Here is an 18116-nt window from a genome sequence, read left to right as displayed (position 1 = left end):
GGTTAAACGCAAGGTTGTTCTGGAAGATCACTTGGTCAGCACGAAGCCCTTGAGCTTCGAGAAGGCCGCTTCGATCAGTGCTTTTTGCTGGTCCTGGTGCAGGTGTGAATAACCCACCGCTGGCGATGCGGACGCTGCGCGACCGGCATAACCGAGCTTTTGACCATCCTGCATGTTCTCGTGGATGTTGTGCTGAATGAAGAACCAGGCACCCTGGTTCTGTGGCTCGTCCTGGCACCACACGATGTCGGTCGCGTTGGGGTACTTCTTGATCTCGGCGGCAAACGCCTTGTGCGGGAACGGATAGAGCTGTTCCACACGGATGATCGCCACGTCGTCCGCGCCCTTGGCTTCGCGCTGCTTGACCAGGTCGTAATAGACCTTGCCCGAACAGGCGATCACGCGCTTGACCTTGTCGGCCTTGAGCGGCTTGTTCTCGGGGATCACGGTCTGGAAGCTGCCCTTGGTGAACTCGGACACCGGGGAAGTGGCGTCCTTGTTGCGCAGCAGCGACTTGGGCGTGAAGATGACCAGCGGCTTGCGCAGGTCACGCACCATCTGGCGACGCAGCACATGGAAGATCTGGCTGGCCGTGGTCGGCTGCACGATCTGCATGTTGGTGTCGGCCGCCAGCTGCATGAAACGCTCGACGCGGGCCGAGCTGTGCTCAGGGCCCTGACCTTCGTAGCCGTGCGGCAACATCAGGGTCAGGCCGTTCACACGGCCCCACTTGACTTCGCCGGAGGCGATGAACTGGTCGATCACGACCTGTGCGCCGTTGGCGAAGTCGCCGAACTGGGCTTCCCAGATCACCAGGGTGTTGGGGTCGTTCGAGGCGTAGCCGTATTCAAAGCCGAGCACCGCTTCTTCGGACAGGATCGAGTCGATGACGACGAACGGGGCCTGCTTGTCAGAGACGTTTTGCAGAGCGACGTACGTGCCGGTGTCCCACTTCTCGCGCTTTTGATCGTGGATCACGGCGTGACGGTGTGTGAACGTGCCGCGGCCACAGTCCTCACCCGACAGACGCACGGGATAACCGCCAGCCACGAGCGATGCGAAAGCCATGTGCTCGCCCATGCCCCAATCCACAGGCGTTTCGCCTCGGCCCATGGCGGCGCGGTCGTCATAGACCTTCTTGACCAGTTGGTGCGGGGTCACCGACTCAGGGATGGTGGTGATCTTCTCGGCCAGTCGCTTCCAGTCGGCCAAGGGGATGGAGGTATCCCCTGCGTCTGTCCACTTCTTGCCCATGAAGGGGGCCCAGTTCACGGTGAACTTGGTCTTGATGTTGGTCAGGACTGGCTCGGTGGTGTTCTTGCCTGCGTCCAGGGCGGCGCGGTAAGCCTTCACCATGTCATCGCCCAGGGTGTCGCCCAGACCTTGCGTGGCCAGTTTGTCGGCAAACAGCTTGCGGGTGCCGGGGTGAGCACCGATTTTTTTGTACATCAGCGGCTGGGTCAGCGCAGGGGTGTCCTGCTCGTTGTGGCCCAACTTGCGGAAGCAGACCACGTCCAGCACCACGTCTTTTTGGAACGTCATGCGGTATTCGAGGGCCAACTGTGTGGCCAGAACCACGGACTCGGGATCGTCACCGTTCACGTGCAGCACAGGCGCTTCGACCATCTTGACGATGTCGGTACAGAACACGCTCGAGCGCATGTCGCGGGGGTCAGAGGTGGTGAAACCGATCTGGTTGTTGATGATGATGTGGACGGTGCCGCCTGTGGAATAACCACGGGTCTGGGCCAGCGCCAGGGTTTCTTGGTTGACGCCTTGGCCGCCGAAGGCGGAGTCACCGTGCACCAACACGGGCAGCACTTGCTTGCCCAGCGGGTCATCACGGCGGTCCATGCGAGCACGCACCGAGCCTTCAACCACAGGGTTGACGATTTCCAGGTGCGAGGGGTTGAACGCCAGCGACAGGTGGACGGGGCCACCGGCGGTGTTCACGTCCGAGCTGAAACCCTGGTGGTATTTCACGTCACCGGCTGGCAAATCTTCAGGGGCGGTGTGGTCGAACTCGGCAAACAGGTCCGAGGGCAACTTGCCCATGGTGTTGACCAGCACGTTCAAGCGGCCACGGTGGGCCATACCGATCACGACTTCCTGCACGCCTTGCGCACCGGCTTGCTGGATCAGCTCGTCCATGGCCGCGATGAAGCTCTCGCCACCTTCGAGCGAAAAACGCTTTTGGCCCACGTATTTGGTGTGCAGGTAGCGCTCCAGCCCTTCGGCAGCCGTCAGGCGGTCGAGGATCTGCTTTTTCTTGTCGCCGCCAAAGCTGGGCTTGCTGCGGATGCTTTCGAGCTTTTGTTGCCACCAGCGCTTTTCAGCCTGCTCGGTGGTGTACATGTACTCGGCACCCAGCGTGCCGCAATAGGTTTCGCGAAGCGCATTGAGCAACTCGCGCAAGGACATGTTGTTCTTGCCGAAGAAGGTGTTGCTGGTGTCGAACACGGTTTCCTGGTCGGCGTCAGAGAAGCCGTAGAAAGCGGGGTCGAGGTCGGGGATGTTGGGGCGCTCGGTGCGCTTGAGCGGGTCCAGATCAGCCCAGCGTTGACCGACGTTGCGGTACGCGGCGATCAGCTGCTGAACGGCGGTGCGCTTGCGGCCCATTTCGACGTTTTCGCTGGCCATGACGACCTTGGTGCCACCAGCTTTGGCGCGCTCTGCGAAAGCGTTGATGACGGGCAAGTGCGGCACATCTTTGGCATTGGAGCCGTCGACTGCGGGAACGTGTTGGAGGGCGTCGAAATATTCGCGCCAGGAGTCGGGCACGCTGCCTGGATTGGCCAGGTAGTTCTCGTACATCTCTTCGACGTACGGGCCGTTACCTCCGAAAAGGTGGGTGTTGCCTGAATAGGCAGCGTAGACGGAATTTGTCTCGCTCATGATTCGCTGACCTCCGTTTCCCTCTGGGAAACATAAGTTGGTTGATTTCTACCTTCCGCGACACGGCTGAACCGGTTGGCGGATGCGACTGTGGCATGGGAAGGGCCTGAGTAACTTGCGCATTGTGCCATGGGTTCACCGGTATCAAACTTACATCTTTCGGATGCACGGGCAAAAAAAGACCCCGCCGGGGCGAGGTCCTCTTGTGTCAGCCTTTGACCAGGTCAACGATCTGCTGCAACGCAGCCGGATCGTCCATCGTGGTCAGGTCACCGGGGTCACGGCCTTCGGCCACTGCCTGAATGGCCCGGCGCAGCAGTTTGCCGCTGCGCGTCTTGGGCAAGGCCGAGACAAAGAACACGCGAGAAGGACGGGCCACTGCGCCCAATTGCGAGTCCACCACCTTCATGACCTCACCTTCAAGCTTGAGGCGCGCTGCCGCATCGGTCAGACCCGAAGTGTCTTTGGCGATGGCAAAAGCCATGGCCACCTGCCCTTTGAGCTGGTCGGCCACGCCGACCACGGCCACTTCGGCCACGTTGGGGTGGCTGGAGATGCTTTCTTCGATCTCGCGGGTGCCCAGGCGGTGACCGGCCACGTTGATCACGTCGTCGGTACGGCCCAGAATGAAGTAGTAACCATCTTCGTCGCGCACCGCCCAGTCAAACGTGCTGTACACCAGCTTGCCTGGCACCGTCTTCCAGTAGGTCTTGACGAAACGCTCGTCGTCGCCCCAGATGGTTTGCAGGTTGCCGGGAGGCAGCGGGCCTTCGATGGTCAACACGCCCTTCTGGTTGGCCCCAGTCAGTTCTTCGCCGGTCTGGTCGTCGACCAGTTTGACGTTGTAGCCATAAATGGCCTTGCCGGGCGAGCCGAACTTGCTGGGCGCTTTTTCCACGCCGTTGCAAATGCTCAGAATCGGCCAACCGGTCTCGGTCTGCCAGTAGTTGTCAATGATGGCTTTGCCGTTCAGGCCTTCAGAAATCCACTTGGCGGTGGGCTCGTCCAGCGGCTCCCCGGCCAGGAACAGCGCCTGCAGGCTGGACAGGTCGTATTTAGAGAGCAGCGCAGGGTCCTGCTTTTTGAGCACACGGATGGCCGTGGGCGCGCTGAACATGACGTTGACCTTGTATTTTTCGACCAGGCTCCACCAGATGCCGCCGTCCGGACGGATCGGCAGGCCTTCGTACATGATGGTGGCCATGCCGCCGATCAGCGGGCCATAAATGATGTAGCTGTGACCCACGACCCAGCCAATGTCGCTGGTGCAGAAAAACGTGCCGCCGGGCTTGCCCTGGAAGATGTGCGGCATGCTGGCCGCCAAAGCCACGGTGTAACCACCGGTGTCGCGCTGCACGCCTTTGGGCTTGCCGGTCGTGCCCGAGGTGTAGAGCGTGTAGCTCGAGTGGGTGGCATCGACCCACTCGCAAGGCACCACGGTGTCCATGTGCTTGGCGCGCTCGGTGGCGTAGTCCACATCGCGGCCCGCCACGGGCGTGAAAGCCGCCAATTGGCGGTCCACCATGATCACGTTGGCCGGTTTGTGGGCCGATAACTTGATGGCTTCGTCGAGCAGCGGCTTGTAAGGCACGCCCTTGCCACCGCGCGAGCCGGCATCGGCGCTGATGATGACCTTGGGTGAAGCATCTTCGATGCGGGTGGCCAGCGAGTGCGAGGCGAACCCGCCGAACACCACTGAGTGGATCGCACCGAGGCGGGCACAGGCCAACATGGCGAACGCAGCTTCGGCGATCATGGGCATGTAAATCAGCACGCGGTCGCCCTTGACCACGCCCAGGTCCTTCAGGATCGCAGCCATGCGCTGCACTTCGGCATGCAGGTCACGGAAGGTGTAGGTTTTTTCCTGGTCGGTTTCGGTCGAGACAAAGATCAGCGCAGGCTGGTCGGCACGCTCGGCCAGGTGGCGGTCCACCGCGTTGTGGCACAGGTTGGTCTGGCCACCCACGAACCACTTGGCAAACGGCGGGTTGCTGTAGTCGCAAATTTGCTGAGGCGGGACTTTCCAGTCCACCAGCTTGGCCTGCTCGGCCCAGAAAGCGTCGCGGTCGTTGATCGAGCGTGCGTGAAACTCAGCAAAGCTGCCCATGAATGTCTCCTGAATACCGGCCAAATGAATGCTTGGAAGGCGCGCCAGCCAACTGACGGCAGCGCCCTTCTGAATTCATAATTATGGGCAAAGGACTTGCAACAAGCTGACTTTATGCCTCGCACGGCTCAGCGCATGACAGGCTACTGTCCAAGAACCCGTCAACGCACTTCAAAGTTCACTTGAACAGGCTTTGCAGCAGCTTGAAATCCGGGTGCTCGGCCGTGCGAACCCACTCAAAAGCCACCATCTCGGCGGTCACCAACTCGGCGCCCGCCCCTGCCAAACGGTCATAAGCGGCATCGCGGTTGCGTTCGGTGCGTGAACTGCAGGCATCGGTCACCACCCACACCTCAAACTCGTCTTCCAGCAAATCCAGTGCTGTTTGCATCAGGCAGATGTGGGCTTCGCACCCGGCCAGCACAATGGTTTTGCGCTCTTCGGCCCCCGCTTGGGGCTTTTGCAAATGGCGCGGCAAGCTGCGCGCATTGCCACGCGGAGCCTGAACCGGCTCGGGCTGCAACCATTCGCCCAAACCCTCTTCCACCGCGCTGAACTGCATTTTGGCCAGCACTTTGCGACAGTGGTTGCGGATTTCAGGGGGCATTTCACCCAAACGCGACGGGTTTTGCTCGGTGCCCCATGTGGGCACGTCCAAGGCTTGGGCCAATGTGGCCAGCTTGGCGGCGTTGGCCCAAACCAAGTCGGCATCCAGCATCACCGGCTTCAAACGGGACTGAAAATCCACCAGCACCAATTGGCTTTCATCTGCATCGATCAACATCAGCATTCCTCATAAGTCATGGGCCTGATTGTCGCAGGAGGCTGACACGGCATCCGTTATGCTCGAACAAACACCTTACCCTCTGAAAAAATGAAAACACAAATTGACCACCTCGTGGTGATGGCTTCGACACTCGATGCGGGCGTTCAATGGTGCGAGGAAACGCTGGGCATCACGCCCGGCCCAGGTGGCGAACACGAAAAATACGGCACCCACAACCGCCTGTTCAAAATTGCGTCCCCAAAATTTCCTTTGGCTTACTTTGAGATCATCGCCATCAACCCACAGGCGGTGATCCCCAAGCGCTCGCAAGTGCCGCGCTGGTTCGACATGGATGACAAGGCCTTGCAAAAGGCCGTGGCTGACAGGCCTCAGTTGATTCACTTTGTGACCAGCACCGACGACGTCAAAGCAGCTCGGCATGTGCTGCGCACGCAAGGCATCGAACGCGGACAGGTGGTCCACGCCAGCCGCAAATCCGGCAAGGGCACGCTCAACTGGCAAATCACGGTGCGCGAAGATGGTGAACGTCTGTTCAACGGCACCCTGCCCACCTTGATTCAATGGGGCAAGCCGGACGCAACGGAGCCGCTTCGCTTGCATCCGCGCAACAGCCTGCCTCGCTCGGGGGTGACACTGCAAAGCCTGACCGTCAGCCACCCCAGCGGTGCCAAGCTGCAGGCGGCCTACGAATCAATCGGTTTAGCGGACATCGCCGTGGAAACCGGGCCGGCCAACATCATGGCCACGCTGCAGACGCCCAAGGGCATGGTGCAACTGCAAAGTTGGGGCATTTGACGCTGATTTGAAGTGGCCTGCGCTTCCTACGCTTTCAGCTTGCCGGCTCATCCACCGCTTATCCCATCTCAGCGGACTTTTTTCTCCGCGCCCTCCCCAGGCAAAGTCGCCAACAGCACCATGCCTGCAGCCATGACCGCTGCGGTCAGCCATAAGGCCCCTTTGAAAGTACCCGTGGCCTGCGCCATGGCCCCCGCCACCACGGGTGCGATCACCTGCGCCGCCCCATAACTGAGCGTCAGACGGGCCATGGCTTTACCTGGATTGTGCGGGGCACGTCGCCCAACGAGCGCCAGCGTCATGCTGACGATGCCAATGAAGGTCGCGCCGTAGCCTATGGCACCGCCCAGCACCGCTGCCAGCGAACCCGACAAGGCAGGCAAGATGACCGAGAGGGTTTGCAAGCCAAACGCCAGCAGCAAGGCTCGCGTATCACCCCACCGCCTCGCCACCTTGTCCCATAAAAACACGGCAGGCATGGCCGCCAACCCGACCAGCGCCCAAGCCAGTGCACCCTGCCCGGCCAAAGCCGGTTCGCGCTCGACAATGGCCACGGTGAAGGTGGCGCTGATGACGAAACCCCAACCCGCTGCAAAGTAACTGCCCGCCATGGTCAGCATCCAGCGGCGCGACACTTTGGGCGCAGCTTGCATTTCGCTGGCGGAAACCGGTGCGGGCGGCACAGGCGGACGCCAAGCCCAGGCGGGCACAAAAAACACCAGCCCGATGGCCGCCATGGCCAGCCACTGCTGCGACCACAACGCCCAGATCTGCGACACACCCCACACGCCAACCGCCGACACCACAATGCCCAGCCCCAACCCGATGAAATGCACCCCCAACTCGGGTCTGCGCCCCTGGCGCATCAGCCACCCCAAGACCAGGCCCGCCCCGAGCAACATGCCGGTTGCCCCGCACAGGCCACCCAGATAACGCCACAGCGCCCAGGCGGGCATCCAAGTCGACAAAGCCATCCCCGCCACCGTCAAGAGCGACAGCCACAAACCCATGCTGTAGAGCCGGTGCCGCCAGCGCACATCGTCGATCCACGCAGCGGCGAGCGCCCCCGAGATGTAGCCCGCGTAATTGATGGCGGCCAGCGCCCCTGCGCTGGCATCGTTGAGCCCGGTTTGCACCTGCAAGGCGGGCAGCAAAGGCGTGTAGGCAAAGCGGGCCAGACCAATGGTGAGCACCAAGCCAAAAATACCGCCAACGATGACTTGCCAAGGCTGCAGAGAACGGGGAGTGGATAAATCTTGCATCTGAGGTCCAAGTATCCACCCATTCCCAGAGAGTCCAGCTGGCTCTGCGAGGGCAACTGACACCTGTGTAACAGCCCTAGCCAGCCGCTGGCCAAGGTCGCAAACATGACAAGCGCGGCCTGTTGCAAAGGGTTTTCACCATGCGCCTCGTGATGTCAGACCCCTAAAGTGAAACGCCAAGGAGAACTTTCATGCGTCCACGTTTTGCACCTATCCGCTCGCTGACTTCATCCACAACGGGGGGCATTGCCTCCCCCCTTCGACGCAGTCTGGGAATCCTGCTTTTGGGCTTGGGAGCTATGGCTGCCACCGGAGCCAGCGCTCAAAACTTTCCAACCAAACCCTTGCGCCTAGTGGTCACCTTTCCGTCGGGCGGTGCGCCCGACATCCTGGCCCGGCTGTTCAGTGAAAAGGCCCAACTCGGCTTTCCCATCGTGGTGGACAACAAACCGGGCGCAGGCGGCAACATCGGTGCGGACATCGTGGCCAAATCGCCGGGCGACGGTCACACCATCGTCATGGGCACGGTCGGCACACACTCCATCAACGGGGCGCTGTACGAAAAAATGCCTTACGACATGGTGAAAAATTTTTCCCCCATTTCATTGATTGCCTCAGCCCCCAACTTGCTCGTGGTCAACAACGACCTGCCCGTCAAAACCGTGCCCGAACTCATCGCCTACATGAAGGCCAACCCCAACAAGCTGTCGTTTGGCTCGCCGGGCATCGGCACCTCGGTGCATGTGTCGGGCGAATTGTTCAAGTCGCTCACCGGCACCAGCATGACGCATGTGCCCTACAAAGGCAGGCAATATGCCATCCCCGACCTGATCGGCGGCAGCATCCAGCTCATGTTTGACAACATGCCTTCGGCCTTGCCCATGGCCAAGGAAGGCAAGATCCGCGCACTTGCCCAAACCACTGCGACCCGATCGCCCGCCGCACCCGATGTGCCCACCGTGGCCGAGTTTGTGCCCGGTTTTGAGGCGACCACCTGGTTTGCCCTGTTTGCCCCAGCCAATGTGCCGCGCCCCATCATCGACAAACTCAATGCTGAGGCGGTGCGCGTGTTCAAGCTGCCCGAAGTGCAAGAGAAGCTGAAAACCCTCGGCCTCGACCCGGTGCTGTCCAGCCCCGACGAGCTGGCACGCTACCAGGCAAGCGAGATCACCAAGTGGGCCAAGGCGGTTAAGGACTCAGGCGCCAAAGCGCAATAAAAATACGCCAAGCGGGTTGGAGCAAACCCAGTGGGGTTCAGCGCCGCCCGCTGCCGGATTTGGCAAAGTCAGCATCGACCCAGGCTTGCGCGGTCTGGCGGTTGAGCTTGAACCCGGCATCGACCTTGATTTCAGCCAATTCATCGCCGGCTTCGTTTTGGGCACTCAGCACCGCATAGGGGTTGTCGTCATCGGGCACGATGCGCAGCAACACAGTCACGCGGCTGTCCGGTCCGTTCACCGTCACGCTCTGGTTGAGCTGGGCATGCAACTGCTGCTCGCTTCGGCGCACAAACTCGCTGGCGGTTTTCACCAGCGTGATGAAAGCCGTGCCATCCAGCGGCTTGGGGTTCTTTTTGTCGCGCCCCATGGTCCAGGGCCCAACCAGGGCGGGCTCGGATTCACCGATCTTGAACATCGCCACCGCCCAACCATCGTCATCGTCATTTTTGATGACTTTGGCAGTCCATTGCTCGTTTTGCCAGAGGCGGGGTTCTTGCAGCAGGGGCGTGTCGTGTGTGTTGTCAGTCATTGTGAAATTGCAAAAATTTGTGCTGATCATGCACCAAGGCATTTTGCAGGTCGGAGCTTCAGCGCCGACCTTTGTCCGCTTTGGCAAACGCCCATGTCGGGGCTGAAGCCCGCGACCTACACGACCTGCACAGTTTCAAGGCCGCAGGTGCAACGCCAACAAGAGTACCTGGCTGACGCCCTGCTCGCGCAACAGCGCTGCCGCCACGGTGGCCGTCCAGCGGGTTCGCACATCGGTGCCCACCAGCAACACCGGCCCAGCGGGCATGGCGGTGTCGCCTGTCCAGCGGATGGCTGATTCGAGATGCGCCACGACCGGGGTGGACGCGGCATCATCCGGCTCGGGTCCGCCCGTCCAGCTGAAGCCGTCCAGCATCAACAGCCGCCCCTTTTGACCGATGTGTTCGGCCATGCGCCGGTTCGACGCCATGTCGGGCGCAGGCAGCGGCACCACGCACACCGGACGGGTGGGCCAGCGCTTGGCCCAGCGCCCCAGCGTGGCCACCGCGCCCGCCAGCAACTCGGCAGGCACATCCCCGGGTACGGCGGTGCGCAGAGCCTGCAGCTCGGCCACCCAGCCCGGATCGTCGGCAAACGAGACCGCCCGGCCCACATCAAAGCCCTGGATGCTGCCTTTGCGCCGCACCCCGGCAGGCCAGCGTTTGCGCGGCTCGATGTCCACGTCCATGCCGCGCAAGAAGTTGCGGGCGGCCATCAACTTGTCTTGGGATGGCATGAGCCCCGGATGCGGCACATGCCCTGTGCAGACCGAGCAGCGGCCACACGGCGCGGGCGACGGGTCGTCCAGCGCGGTCTGCAAATACGCCATCAGGCAGCCCTGGCCGTGCGCGTATTGGCGCATGATGCCCGCCTCTTGCTGGCGCACCTGGGCCAGCGCTGTCCATTTGGCCGTGTCGTGCACATAAGGCACACCTGTGGTGTGCCAGGCAGAGCCGGTTTTTTCGACCACACCTTCCACGGCCAAAATTTTGAGCAGCGCCTCCAGCCGCCCCCGGCGCACGCCCGTCTCGGCCTCGATCTCGACCAGGCTGCGTTCCTCACTGCCCAAGCTTTGCAAGACCTTGTCTGCGGCCTGTGGGTCTGGGATCGATGCAGTGGCGAAATAGTCCCAAATGCGCTCGTCGGCATCGGAAGGCAGCAACACCCCTTCGGCGTGCGCCACGGCGCGCCCTGCCCGCCCCACCTGCTGGTAATAGGCCACCGGGGTGGAGGGTGAGCCCACATGCACGCAAAAGCCCAGGTCAGGCTTGTCGTAACCCATGCCCAGCGCCGAGGTGGCCACCACCGCCTTGACCTGGTTGTGGCGCAAACGGTCTTCCACCTTCAGGCGGGTGTCGGCGTCGGTCTGCCCGCTGTAGGCATCGACCGCATGGCCGCAGCTTCGCAAAAAAGCCGTCAGCCGCTCGGCCTCTGCCACCGTGAGCACATACACAATGCCCGAGCCGGGCAACTGCTCCAGGGCGTCGGCAATCCAGGCGTAGCGCTGCAAAGGCGACAAACCCGGCACCACCGACAGCGTAAGCGAGGTGCGGGCCAACGTGCCGCGAAAGGTCACCGTGCTTGCGCCCAACTGCTTGCCGATGTCCAGCGTCACCCGCTCATTGGCCGTGGCCGTGGTGGCGAGCACGCTGGCCGTGGGCGTGGACAAGAGCGCCCGCGCCAGCCGCTGGTAGTCAGGCCGAAAGTCAAAACCCCAGTCGCTGATGCAATGCGCCTCGTCGATCACGATCAAGCCCACCCGGGCCAGCAAAGCGCCCAGCCGCGCCGCAAAACGCGGGTTACCCAACCGCTCGGGCGAGACCAGCAGCACGTCGATGGCGTCCTCGTCCAGCCGCTGAAAGACCTCGTCCCAATCGTCAATGTTGGTCGAATTGACCGTGGCCGCTTTCAGCCCCGCCCGTTCAGCCGCGCTCACCTGATCGCGCATCAGCGCCAGCAAGGGCGACACCACCAGCGTGGGGCCAGCGCCCGTGCTGCGGATGGCATGTGTGGCTGCCCAATACACCGCCGACTTGCCCCAGCCCGTGGCCTGCACCACCAGCACCCGCGAGGCGGGCTGCAACACCGCGTGCACTGCATCCACCTGGTCAGAACGCGGCTGCGCACCCGGACCGGCCAGGCGGGCCAAAACGATGAGCATGTGTTGCGCTGCGAATTCACTTCCCGGATGGTCGGTTGTGGTCATTTGAAAACTCCCCTGACGCCTTTGGCGGCGTTTGTGATGGGGTCCATTTTGCGGCCAAACTCGCCCTCATCCTGAACCTTGCGGCAGACATCCGACATCTCAAGCCACACGGCCCCCATGTGGGCTGCGACGGGGGAAAACATCGTCATTTTGGGCAACTCGTTTCAAGTATTTTCAATTTTTTCGATAAATTCGATCCACAAATCCCCAATTAGGGATAGGCAGCTGAATCAATCTTCTTGAAAATTGAAATCGAAAATTCATGGCGATTTTGATACTTCAGGCACTGAAGGCGTCAACAAGATCAGATGCCATGTGACGATAAAACGCCCCCATATGAGCTTCCATGGACAACAGCCAGCCTATGAACGATCTCGACTATCCAGTGAATTCACCCGCACAAATGTTTGCGGCATCCGACAAGGCCGAGCCTCAGATTTCTGAATTCTTGACCAGCTCACAAGCTGCGAAACGTTTGGGTTTGTCCATGGCCACCATTCAAAAACTGGTTGACAACAACATCCTGCAAGCTTGGAAAACCTTTGGCGGGCATCGCCGCATTTCACTGGCTTCGGTTTTAAGCTACCAAACATCGAATACTTCGAGCCAGCAAACAAGTGCACCGACGAACAGACCCTACCAAGTTTCGATAGTGATCGAATCGCCCGAGCTGATCAAGCGGCTGTCCAAAGACGCCACGCAATGGCAACTGCCCCTGAAAGTCTCATTTTTTGAGTCACTGACCGAAGCACTGCTGGAGTTGCTCAATCAAAAGCATGACTTGCTGATCTTGCAAATGAACTCGCCCCGCAAGCAGCAGGAGAAAATTCTGGAAATCTTGCAAAAGTTCATGGGCTCACGTCACACGCTGGCCCACACCTTGATCTTGACGCCCGAAACCGATTTGCTGCCACCCACCAAGCCCGGAGACAACGCAGGTAGCATTCAAGTGGTCAACAACGATTTGTCACCTCTGTGGCTTTCGGCCTATCTGGCCGGTTTTGTCGCCCAGCGCCGCAACTGAGCCCCAAAACGCTGCCGAGTGGGCACTGCGCCCCACTCGGCCCCCAGATCTAAGGCACAAGCCTCATGCGGTGCAGCACTGTTTGAGGCTGCTGCTGCAAACCCGCATATCCCCCTTGAGCCCACCGTGCCGCCATGCTGCGGCTGCGCGGGTCAAACGCATGGCCTGACTGCCCGGTCTGGTAAATGAACACCGACTGACCGGGTTGCGCCAAGTCGTACACCGCGCGCATGGATGCGGCATGCCGGTTGGCAAAAGGCGCTTGTTTGTCATTGGCCCAATACTGTCCGACGTTGACGGTGAACAAATCCCCGGCACTTTCGACACGCACATCGAACAGCGCATTCAGATAAGGCACTTTGCCCAAGGGCTTGTGGCTGCTGATGGCCGGGTGCCAAGCACCCCAACGCCAGGCACTCACATCCCTCCCCTGGCTTGCGGCGATGCGATCGAGCGCCCGGTCCAGCGCCAAAGCCACCTGCACGGAACACCCAGAAGCGCCACACCAGAATGCATCGGACCGGTCCAGAATGCCTTCGACGGCAGCCCTGAAATGGCGCTTGCCATACAGGGACTGAAAGCGCTCAGCCCCCAAGTGCGGGACCAACAAGCCCCGCGTCAGTTCATCGGCCCAGACGTTCAGCACCAGTGCAGCCGCGCTGTCGGTGCGCATCTGACCATCAAATTCGGCCACCAACTTCAAGGCAGCGGGTGCCAAAGGGTGCGATGACGGTTGACCAGAAAGGTGCTTGGCCAATTGGGCTTGCAAGGCCTTGGCCCCCAAAGACAACACATCGTTCTGAATGGCCTGCATGGATTCACGGCTGTGTTTGGGCATGGCCGCCAACAGCTGCTCGATCCGCTTAAAACGCTCGGGTGTGGTCCAGTCCCCCCCCACAAAGTGGGCATAGCCTGGCGGCAGGATGTTCTGGTTCGCCGTCGCGTGCCAGCCCTTCTTCTCAATCTGAGCGCCATCCACAGCCGGGTTTTGCGCATACGGCAACCAACCTGTCCAGTCGTACTGAGCCAGCCAACCCGGAGACGGTGCCACACCACGAATGTCATTTTGGGGCGCGCGCGTGGGCACTTTGCCCACCGCACGGTAGGCCACTTCACCCAAGGTGTCGGCCATCACCACGCTCTGCATGGGCGCGTGGTGATCGGCAAAAGCCTGCTGCAACTGCGGCACGGTCTGCGCCCAATTGGCTTGCATGCCCGCATCCATGGTTTTGTTGTCTGGCGTGAGGGCGGACCAGCGCAGGCTGATGGCATAACGGTTCGCATCCACCACACCCTGGTATTGCGGCTGCACATCGCTGATGACAGGCCCGTGGCGCGTGCTGCGGACCTTGAGCGCCACATCGGCCTGCCCCTTGACGCGGATGGTTTCGCTGCGTTCACCGAAAGCAGCCCAACCCTCTGGCGTGCGGTATTGGCCCGGCTTTGCGGCATCCAGTTGCTCCAGGTACAAATCCTGCACATCGGGGCCGGTGTTGGTGAAACCCCAGGCAACACCCGTGGTGCGGCCCAGCACCACAAAGGGTAAGCCAGGCAAGGTGGCACCAATCACGTCGAGCGCCGGGTGTTTTTGCCCTCCGGGCAACTCACCCGCAGGGGCTTTCAGATGGGCGTAATACCAGATGGCAGGCGCGCTCAAGGCCAAATGCGGGTCATTGGCCAAGAGAGGTTTGCCCGAAACCGTGCGGCTGCCGGGCACGACCCAGTTGTTACTGCCCTTGCCTTCCAAAATGCCCATGTCGCGCACCCAATCAGCGGACCACAGGGCCAATTGCGACTTGGCGGCAGGCAAAGCACCTGTCTTGGCCGCTGCAGGGGCATAAACGCCCAAGCCGCGGTACAAAGCAGGCAAATCCACCGCTGTGGCGGGCTTTTCGCCGGGGTAGGCAGGCAACAGTTGCCACAGTTGTTCGTTGTTCAGCACCTGGCCGGCAGACAAACGGGCAAACTCCTGCCCCCAATTGCCACCGAGGTCCAGCGCCATCATCAAGGCCCAGCCTACGCTGTCTTCGGGCGTCCAAGCTGGGCCATTTTTGCCCCCGGCTTGGGTGCCCAGCAGCTTGAACTCCGGCGACGGGCGCACCGCGCCACTTTGCCAAGCGGTCTGAATGCCTTCGCTGTAAGCTGCCAGCGCGGCTTGGGTCGCTGGAGACAAACCCTGCAATTGCTGCTGGGCCATGCCGATGATGCCCAGCGTGCGCATCAGTTTGTCGGTGTCCAGCGTGGCCGCGCCCAGAATTTCAGACAACTCGCCGCGCATCACGCGCCGGTTGAATTCGAGTTGCCAACCCCGCTCTTGTGCGTGCACAAAACCCATGGCACGCCAGGCATCCAAGGCACTGCTGGCGTTGATGTGGGTCACATCGGCCCCATCGCGGGTGATGTGAACCGGGCCCGACAAGCCCTTGAGGTGGACCTGGCCGTCGAGCTGGGGCAAGCCGCGCAACAAGTGCACGCTGATGACCCCACCTGCTGCCAACACGGCGGCAATGACCACCAACAGGGTTCTTGCGATCCACTTCATGCTTGTCTCCTCATTTTTTGAAAGGCATCAGCCTCTGCACGTGACTTCAGAGCCCCAGCGCTGCAACGCATGCGGGCAAAAGGCTCTGTGAACTTGGTCGCTTTAAATATGGCCCCAAACCATCAGCGCGTCACGCCCTTCGGTGACAAGGTCCACCTTGGCACCCACGGGCAGCAGCACCTTGGTCTCTACATGGCCAAAGGGCAAACCCGTGAGCACGGGCGCCTTGATCTGGCTGCGCAGCCAGTCGACCACGGTGGCCAGCTTGAAGCCTTTGTCGTGCGCAGGCACCAGCTTGTAATTGCTGAATTGACCGATCAGCACGGCCTTTTGCTGGGCCAGCACACCCGCATGCAAGAGCTGCGTGAGCATGCGCTCAACCCGGTAAGGGTGCTCGCCCACGTCTTCGAGGAACAGTACACCACCTTTGACCTGCGGGAAATACGGCGTGCCCAGCAAAGACGTGAGCACGGTCAGGTTGCCGCCCCACAGCGGCGCATCTTTCACCACCACGCGGCGCTCGGCCTCGGCCTTGGGCAGCTGCCAGCCCGTGCCCTCGCCCTGCTCCAGCAGCAGGTCGTCAAAACAGGCCTGCATGATGTCGTCGGGTTCATGCTCCGGGCCGAAGTCTTCGCCCAGGGCCGGGCCTTGCCAGCTGATGCGCCCGGTCTTGGCGACTACCGCTTGGTTGAAGGCCGTGAAATCGCTCAGGCCCACGAACTGCGTGCCGCCATCAATCGCTTTGGCAATGGCCTTGTAGGGCAAGCCGGGCAGGATGCGCGTGAGGCCGTAGCCGCCACGCGAAATCAACGCCACATCGGCCCCACTGGCCGCAGCACGGGTGATGGCCGCGATGCGGGTGGCGTCATCACCCGCAAAACGCATGTGGCTGGCCAGCGCTGCCTCGTCGACTTCCACCTCATGGCCTTGGGCCTTCAGGCGCTTGAGGCCTCGGCGAAAAGCAGCTTTGTCGCGCACCGCGCTGGAGGGGGAAAAAATGTAAATGTGGGCCATGGGCTGTGTTCTTTTTCAGGGCTTGAAGTGTCGCACAGCCGCCTGCGCAATCGCCCTGCCCTGCTCCTGCACAAAATGCCCTGCATCAGGCAGCAGCATCGGCTCGGGGCAGCCCTTGATTTGACTTTGCAACTGGCGCATCACCGGCTCGCCCAGCACCGGGTCTTGCTGGCCAATGGCCATGAAACTCTGGCCTTGCCAATCGTTGCGCCAGAAGTCAAGCGCTTGTCTGGAGATGGCGGCGCCCGGCGAATCGGTGAACTCCGGCACCATGGGTGGAAAGGCGCGCAGCGCGGCGCGAAAGCCTTTGTCAGGGAACGGCGCGTTGTAGGCTGCGGTCTCAACGGGCGTCATGCTGCGGTTGCCGCGAGCGAACAGCTTGCCCACATCGAACTGCGGCTGACTTTGGCACCAATCGCGCCAAGCCAAAAAGCCTGCACTCAAGGGCAGCTCGCCCGTGGCCAAGGTGGTGTTCATGACCAGCAGACCTTGGTATCGATTGGGCGCATCCATCGGCAAGGTCAGGCCCAGAATGCCGCCCCAGTCCTGCACCACCAGCACCACGCGCTGCAAATCCAGCCGCTCAACCAAGTCCAGCAAGGACTGGCGATGCGTTTCAAACTGGTGAAAACTGTCCTTTTTGGGTTTGTCGCTCTTGCCAAAGCCAATCAGGTCAGGCGCCACCACGCGGTGCCCCGCAGCCAGCCAGACCGGGATCATCTTGCGGTAGAGGTAACTCCAGGCCGGGTTGCCGTGCAGGCACAGCCAGGTCAGCGGCGCATCCGTGTCGCCCTCGTCCAAATAATGCATGCGCAACCCGGCGATGCTGGGCAGGTCGTTCACATAACGGGGCTGCCAGAGGTAATCGGGCAAGTCAGAAAATGCGGCATCGGGCGTGCGCAAAGCGTCTTCGCGCACCGGGTCGGCATTCACGCGCCGGGGTTTGAAAAAGTCCTTGAGCAACTGCCCGCACTCATCGGCCAGCACGCCACCCGTGACCAGCGTCTGGTGGTTCAGCTGCGGGTGGCCAAACAGGTTGAGCACCGAGCCCGCCACGCCCGTGCGCGGGTCGGCTGCGCCAAACACCACCCGGTCCACCCGGGCGTGCAGCATGGCCCCGCTGCACATGGCACAGGGCTCCAGCGTCACATACAGCGTGCAGCCGTCGAGCCGGTAATTGCCCAGCACGCGGGCCGCCTCACGCAGCGCCACCACCTCGGCATGCGCCGTCGGGTCGTGGCTGGCGATAGGGGCGTTGCGACCGGTGGCGATGACTTGGCCGTCTTTGACGACCACCGCGCCCACGGGCACCTCACCCGCTGCCGCCGCAACGCGGGCTTGGTCCAAAGCCAGACGCATGCCTAGTTCGTCGCTCCAAGCAGTCATGCGTCCGAGTCCTCTTCAAAATGAAAGCGGTGTAAAAAACGGTGCAGCACAGGTGCACCCAACACTCCCACACAGATCAAAGCCACAAAGCCGCTGTACAGCGCATAAGTGCCCGCAAACAACTTGCCAGCCGTGCTGAGCGGCTCACCCACCGGTCCCATGCCCGACAAAATCATGGCGGCACTCAGGTAAGCGTCCACCCAGGGCATGTTTTCCAGCGCGTGGTAACCCAACATGCCCGCCAGCAACGACACACCAATCAGCAGCAAGGCCAGACCCGCCGCACCGACCAAGCGCCGGTGGTACGCCGCCTGGGGAATCAGGGGTTTGCTGTAATGCTCAAACATGGT

13 protein-coding genes are annotated in these 18116 nt (G+C 61.5%); 3 read left to right on the top strand and 10 right to left on the bottom strand.

What is annotated here, in order from left to right; translation table 11 throughout:
• Nucleotides 1-27: 27 nt before the first annotated feature.
• The 3 genes from B9Z37_RS12140 to B9Z37_RS12130 form a co-directional block, all read right to left on the bottom strand.
• Entirely contained in the window at nt 28-2895 is a 2868-nt protein-coding gene (locus B9Z37_RS12140; RefSeq protein WP_108313273.1) for a 2-oxoglutarate dehydrogenase E1 component, read from the bottom strand.
• Nucleotides 2896-3103: 208 nt separating this feature from the next.
• Nucleotides 3104-5002, bottom strand: coding sequence for a propionate--CoA ligase (locus B9Z37_RS12135; protein ID WP_108313272.1), 1899 nt, complete (start codon nt 5000-5002; stop codon nt 3104-3106).
• Nucleotides 5003-5180: 178 nt separating this feature from the next.
• Complete coding sequence (locus tag B9Z37_RS12130; protein ID WP_108313341.1) at nt 5181-5786, bottom strand: isochorismatase family protein; 606 nt, start codon at nt 5784-5786, stop codon at nt 5181-5183.
• Nucleotides 5787-5876: 90 nt separating this feature from the next.
• On the opposite strand from B9Z37_RS12130, the gene B9Z37_RS12125 reads away from it, so the two are divergent.
• Nucleotides 5877-6584 (top strand): VOC family protein, encoded by a 708-nt coding sequence (locus tag B9Z37_RS12125; RefSeq protein WP_108313271.1) that lies wholly within the window; start codon nt 5877-5879, stop codon nt 6582-6584.
• A gap of 68 nt (nt 6585-6652) precedes the next feature.
• Here the strand turns inward: B9Z37_RS12125 and B9Z37_RS12120 are convergent, their stop codons facing one another.
• Nucleotides 6653-7846, bottom strand: a complete 1194-nt coding sequence (locus B9Z37_RS12120) for a YbfB/YjiJ family MFS transporter (RefSeq protein WP_108313270.1) — start codon at nt 7844-7846, stop codon at nt 6653-6655.
• Nucleotides 7847-8145: 299 nt separating this feature from the next.
• On the opposite strand from B9Z37_RS12120, the gene B9Z37_RS12115 reads away from it, so the two are divergent.
• Nucleotides 8146-9063, top strand: a complete 918-nt coding sequence (locus B9Z37_RS12115; protein WP_205872589.1) for a Bug family tripartite tricarboxylate transporter substrate binding protein — start codon at nt 8146-8148, stop codon at nt 9061-9063.
• 37 nt (nt 9064-9100) lie between these two features.
• On the opposite strand, the gene B9Z37_RS12110 is transcribed toward B9Z37_RS12115, so the two are convergent.
• Together B9Z37_RS12110 and B9Z37_RS12105 are read right to left on the bottom strand one after the other, a co-directional pair.
• A complete protein-coding gene (locus B9Z37_RS12110) occupies nt 9101-9595 on the bottom strand; it encodes a hypothetical protein (RefSeq protein ID WP_108313268.1) in 495 nt (164 codons plus the stop codon).
• Between the two features lie 135 nt (nt 9596-9730).
• Entirely contained in the window at nt 9731-11800 is a 2070-nt protein-coding gene (locus B9Z37_RS12105) for a RecQ family ATP-dependent DNA helicase (RefSeq protein ID WP_240606706.1), read from the bottom strand.
• A 346-nt stretch (nt 11801-12146) separates the two neighbouring features.
• Here B9Z37_RS12105 and B9Z37_RS12100 point away from each other — a divergent pair, with 346 nt between their 5' ends.
• Entirely contained in the window at nt 12147-12824 is a 678-nt protein-coding gene (locus B9Z37_RS12100) for a helix-turn-helix domain-containing protein (protein ID WP_108313267.1), read from the top strand.
• A 49-nt stretch (nt 12825-12873) separates the two neighbouring features.
• On the opposite strand, the gene B9Z37_RS12095 is transcribed toward B9Z37_RS12100, so the two are convergent.
• From B9Z37_RS12095 to B9Z37_RS12080, 4 genes are all read right to left on the bottom strand, one after another.
• Nucleotides 12874-15366 carry a penicillin acylase family protein gene (locus B9Z37_RS12095; protein ID WP_108313266.1) on the bottom strand — a complete coding sequence of 831 codons (2493 nt, stop codon included), beginning with the start codon at nt 15364-15366 and terminating at the stop codon, nt 12874-12876.
• A gap of 102 nt (nt 15367-15468) precedes the next feature.
• Nucleotides 15469-16380, bottom strand: a complete 912-nt coding sequence (locus tag B9Z37_RS12090; RefSeq protein ID WP_108313265.1) for an LD-carboxypeptidase — start codon at nt 16378-16380, stop codon at nt 15469-15471.
• A 15-nt stretch (nt 16381-16395) separates the two neighbouring features.
• Nucleotides 16396-17766 carry a tRNA adenosine(34) deaminase TadA gene (gene tadA, locus B9Z37_RS12085; RefSeq protein ID WP_108313264.1) on the bottom strand — a complete coding sequence of 457 codons (1371 nt, stop codon included), beginning with the start codon at nt 17764-17766 and terminating at the stop codon, nt 16396-16398.
• Nucleotides 17763-18113, bottom strand: a complete 351-nt coding sequence (locus B9Z37_RS12080; protein ID WP_108313263.1) for a hypothetical protein — start codon at nt 18111-18113, stop codon at nt 17763-17765. The genes tadA and B9Z37_RS12080 overlap by 4 nt, the downstream gene beginning before the upstream one ends.
• Between the last annotated feature and the right edge of the window lie 3 nt (nt 18114-18116).

The organism is Limnohabitans parvus II-B4 (assembly GCF_003063455.1).
Taxonomy (GTDB): Bacteria; Pseudomonadota; Gammaproteobacteria; order Burkholderiales; family Burkholderiaceae_C; genus Limnohabitans_A; species Limnohabitans_A parvus.
This window is presented reverse-complemented; position numbering and strand designations above follow the sequence as displayed.